Genomic DNA, 4607 nt, shown 5'->3' with positions numbered 1-4607 from the left:
GTAAAGTAGTCTTTGCCATAGTAGTGCTGCAGATGATCCGGAGCTCCGTCCAGGACTGGTCCTTTTAATACCGGCGCCCCAAGTTTCGGAACATCGCAGATCTTGTATGTACAGTTTGGCCATTCCAGAATCGCTTCGCTGACATCCTTGCCCACCTTCTTGGAATCAATATCAAAACCTACAACAACTTCGATATCGGAAGGAACATATCCCCCCAGGTTATAATGCATAAGTCCGCCGGCTTCTTCTGCAATCTCCGGTGTCTTATAGAACTCGATTCCCTGAACGAGAGAGCATGCGCAGTTACCTACTCCGACGAGTGCCAATCTGATTTTTTTCTCTGCCATAGTTTTTTCCTCCTGAGATAATATGGATTATTATGTATTTGATGCTGGAGCAAATGTTAAAGTTAACGTTTAAGTAACCGGACAAAAAAATTTATTAGGTTGTCCTCAGTATGAAAATGTGAAAAGATAAATAAATGATAGTTAACGTTAACTGTATCATTTGATCTGCTTCATGACCCCATTCTAAATCCAAAAAATAAAAATGTCAATTGGCATATATGCACAAAAAGTTCAGAGAAAATTAGTCAATATTCTCAAAAAGTCTAATGTTGAATGAAAAATCGGCTGAAGGAGCAGAAAAAAGCGGATTTTTTTGTATAAAGTGTTGGACAATGTTTGAATAGTAAGCTATACTAAAAATTAAGAAAATACAGTTACTGTACCGATAACTTAAATGTTACTTATTATTTCAGTTTTTTTCGTTATAGTGAGGCTGTACATAGAAAAATCTCTGCTGTTAAGGAGTGAAACAAACTTTTGCCAGCAGATTGAACGGAGGGGATACTCAGTGAAAAATGAAAAGGTAGATATTGTCACTATAGGCAATATTGTAAAAGAGACAATTTTTCTGACGGATAAGATAGTGGGGCCGGTTCTTGGAAGCCCCTGTGCATATACAAGCCTGGCTCTGGCGAAAGCCGGAAAGAGTACGGGGATTGTGACCTATTGCGGCGAGGAGATGCAGAAGCTAATAGAAAGAGAACTGCGCATGGTGGATACAACGGGATGCATTCCCTATATGTATACGACAGAGAATCATTTGATTTATCAGGAAGATGCGAAAAACAGGGTAGAGTATTTTAAAGTAGCTCCTGTGATCAGTTATGAAGTAATACCGGAGACATATCTGGAAGCCTCCACATTTTTCATCTGCCCAATGGACTATGAAGTGGACATTGAGATATGCCAGAAGCTGAATGCGGCCGGAAAGCGCATTATCGTGGATCTGGGCGGATACGGCGGAACCACCTCCTACAATCATTTTCCGGTAGGAACATACCGGGGAAGAAAACTGGTGGATGATTTATGTGCAAATGCATTCATAATAAAAGCCAGCCAGGATGACCTGCGTTATCTGATGCCGGATCAAAGCGTGGAAGACTGCCTGGAGTATCTGACTGCAAGAGGCCCCAGATATGCCGTTGTTACCATGGGAGATCAGGGGGCGGCATTCCAGGGGGCAGGCGGAAAAGTACAGTTTTCGGACAGTTACCCTACGATGGAAGGAAAGGAAAAGAACCTGACGGGAGCCGGAGATGCATTTTCGGCAGGTTTAATGGCGGCTTTGGATGAAAAGCCCGATGACATAGTTTATGCAGTAGAGTATGCCAACAGTATGGCATCACTGATTCTGGAAGAGAACGGCGGATGCGTGGAGAGCAGGATGCCGGTTGAAAGAATGGTCAAGCTGCGGATGGAGGGAAAATTATAGTATGAAAAAAGTAACAAGATTGAAGGACCTGGCAGAGGGGCTTGGTGTAAGTATTACGACGGTATCTAAGGCGCTGAATGACCATCCGGATATATCCGCTAAGAGGAAAAAAGAGATTCTGGACTATGCAAGAGAAGTAAACTATGTGCCGAATCAGGTTGCCCGAAGTTTCCGCCAGCAGCGGACCAACATGGTTGGGATTATCATCAGTGATAATGCCAACCCATTCTACGCAAGGGTGATCCGGGGGATCGAAGAGACGTTATCGGCCCACGGCTACCATTGCGTCGTGATGAACAGCCATGAGGATGTGGATAAAGAGATTCAGCTTGTAGACGAGCTGAGGGGTCTTAACGTGGCAGGAGTAATCCTGACACCGGCGGCGGGAAATAAAAAGAGCTGTGAACTGCTGCGGAAATATGACATCCCCTATGTTCTGGTGAACCGTTACCTGGAAAAAGGCGAGGATACCTATGTGGTACTGGATGATTATCAGGCTGCATATATGACAGCAAAGCACCTCTGCAGTTACGGCAATGAGAAGATTTTTTTCCTGAATTTCCTGCCCAGTGTTTCTTCCGCGCAGAACAGGCTGGAGGGCTACAAGAAGGCCCTCGAAGACTGCGGCATTCCGTATGAGCCGAACATGGTCGTATCCGGCTGTACGGATCAGGCGGACGGATACGAGAGCATGAAGCGTATACTGGAGCGCAATAAACCCCCGCTGTCCGTGATGTGTTACAGCGATTATATCGCAATAGGTGCGATCTGTGCAATCCAGGAGAGGGGATTCAACCTGCCCCATGATATCGCACTCAGCGGCAATGACGACATCGGGATACTGTCCTTTGTAAAACCCCGTCTGACAACCATCGGATCGCCCAAATTAAGAATGGGCATTGAGAGCGCCAGGCTTCTGATAGAATTAATGGATGCAAGGGCAAAGCTGGAGGATGAAGAGGAAGAGACAGAACCGGAAGAGAAAAAACATGTAGTAATGAAACCAGAACTAATCCTGCGGGAGACCTCCTAAAAAGTCGGGATTTAGTTGGCTGGCTTTAGACTTGTCGATGGATGGGGACGCTTTATGACAGGGAGGCCGGGGAGGTGCTGGGGCTGTATATGCCGTTGCGATATGCACCCATGCTGCTAAGTGATTCTAGAACACCCGATGCCGGATAGGCGGGTACGCTGAACACATCACGGGAAATCTGATGATTTCCCGCGCTGGGTTCAGCAACAACTTGATTTGGAGATCAAGTTGTTCCCCGCCTATCCGGCATCGGCTGTTCAAGAATCACTAAGCGCATTCCAGCATTTCGCAACGGCATATACAGCCCCGGCACCTCCCCGGCCTCCCTGTCATAAAGCTGGCTCATCCAATCGGCAGGTAAGTTCGCCAACCGGGTGGGATCCCGGACCAGGGCAGCGGATGTGGATTGGCTATGCGTGTCTTTTCATCTTCAAGATGTGCATGAACTGTAAGCCGTATCCCCTTGCTTATGTACACCTACTGGGGACATAAAAGTCCCGCCAATTCTATATCCATACGCTGCCCCCGTTTGAGGCCCCACCTTAGGAACGAGTCCTTTTCCTGCCGGTTGGATGCGCCAGCTCCATGAAGGGATAGCTGAAAGCCTCGCGGAGAACATCCATGTCCTTTCAAAAACGCTCAAAGCGAACCTTAGAAATTCTTGGTGGGAAACAGCCCTGAAAATGGAGAGATTTTTGGATTCCGAATCCAAAAATCAACTGACCCAGCGCGAGAAATCATCGGATTTCTCGTGATGTGTCAGTGGTGCTCCATTTTCAGGGCTGTTTCCCGCCTAGAATTTCTTAGGTCCGCGGCCGCGTTTTTGAAAGGACATGGATGTTCTCCGGGAGGTTTTCGGCTATCCCTTCATGGAGCTGGNTTAGCGACGAGCTTTAGCCTCGGCGCGGATGGGGACGCTCCATAAAGGGATAGCCGAAAACCTCCCGGAGAACATCCATGTCCTTTCAAAAACGCTCAAAGCGAACCTTAGAAATTCTTGGTGGGAAACAGCCCTGAAAATGGAGAGATTTTTGGATTCCGAATCCAAAAATCAACTGACCCAGCGCGAGAAATCATCGGATTTCTCGTGATGTGTCAGTGGTGCTCCATTTTCAGGGCTGTTTCCCGCCTAGAATTTCTTAGGTCCGCGGCCGCGTTTTTGAAAGGACATGGATGTTCTCCGCGAGGTTTTCGGCTATCCCTTAACGGAGCGCCCCCATCCGCGCCGAGACTAAAGCTCGTCGCTGAATCCCGATTTGGCAGTTTTGGATAAATTATGGGGGATGTCTTTGTTGAAAAGTGACAATTGACTTTTAGTATTTTTACGGGTACAATTTGAAACAGATAAGAAGTTAACGTTAAAGTAAACGTTATTTTTTTGAAGTTTAACTTTAACGTTAACTTTATCGGTTACTACAATTTAACATTACATTTAGGAGGAAAAGACTATGGCAGGGAAAAAGATCAGACTGGCGCTTGTGGGAGTGGGGAATTGTGCATGTTCTCTTGTTCAGGGGATTGAGTTCTATAAGACACCGGAGATTGCTGAAGAGGCCGGCGGGCTTATGCATTATAACCTGGGGGGATATGTTCCTTCCGATATCGAAGTTGTTGCAGGTTTTGATATTGATTCCAAGAAGGTGGGCAAGGATGTCAGCGAAGCAATTCTGGAATGGCCAAACTGTACATACAAAATCTGTGATGTTCCGAAACTCGGAGCGCCGGTATTAAAAGGACCAGTCCTGGACGGAGCTCCGGATCATCTGCAGCACTACTATGGCAAAGACTACTTTAC

2 protein-coding genes and 2 pseudogenes are annotated in these 4607 nt (G+C 46.6%); 3 read left to right on the top strand and 1 reads right to left on the bottom strand.

The window, feature by feature from the left end; genetic code table 11:
- Window positions 1-347 (bottom strand): annotated as a pseudogene (locus tag GKG43_RS22560) (myo-inositol-1-phosphate synthase); the annotation flags it as partial.
- 508 nt (window positions 348-855) lie between these two features.
- On the opposite strand from GKG43_RS22560, the gene GKG43_RS23815 reads away from it, so the two are divergent.
- From GKG43_RS23815 to GKG43_RS22545, 3 genes and pseudogenes are all read left to right on the top strand, one after another.
- Window positions 856-1779, top strand: a complete 924-nt coding sequence (locus GKG43_RS23815; protein ID WP_055155394.1) for a carbohydrate kinase family protein — start codon at window positions 856-858, stop codon at window positions 1777-1779.
- A gap of 1 nt (window position 1780) precedes the next feature.
- Window positions 1781-2812: a LacI family DNA-binding transcriptional regulator gene (locus GKG43_RS22550; protein WP_050641629.1), complete on the top strand. Its 1032-nt coding sequence runs from the start codon at window positions 1781-1783 to the stop codon at window positions 2810-2812.
- A 1448-nt stretch (window positions 2813-4260) separates the two neighbouring features.
- Window positions 4261-4607 (top strand): annotated as a pseudogene (locus GKG43_RS22545) (myo-inositol-1-phosphate synthase); the annotation flags it as partial.

Origin of the sequence: Eubacterium sp. BIOML-A2, assembly GCF_009680135.1 — a bacterium.
In the GTDB taxonomy this organism is placed as follows: domain Bacteria; phylum Bacillota; class Clostridia; order Lachnospirales; family Lachnospiraceae; genus Faecalicatena; species Faecalicatena contortus_B.
Note: the sequence above shows the minus strand (reverse complement) of the source record. Positions and strands in the feature narration are given on the sequence as shown.

Bases quoted from the DNA above. Each gene is read 5' to 3' on its own strand.
- GKG43_RS22550 (WP_050641629.1), top strand. From the start codon at position 1,781: ATGAAAAAAGTAACAAGATTGAAGGACCTGGCAGAGGGGCTTGGTGTA.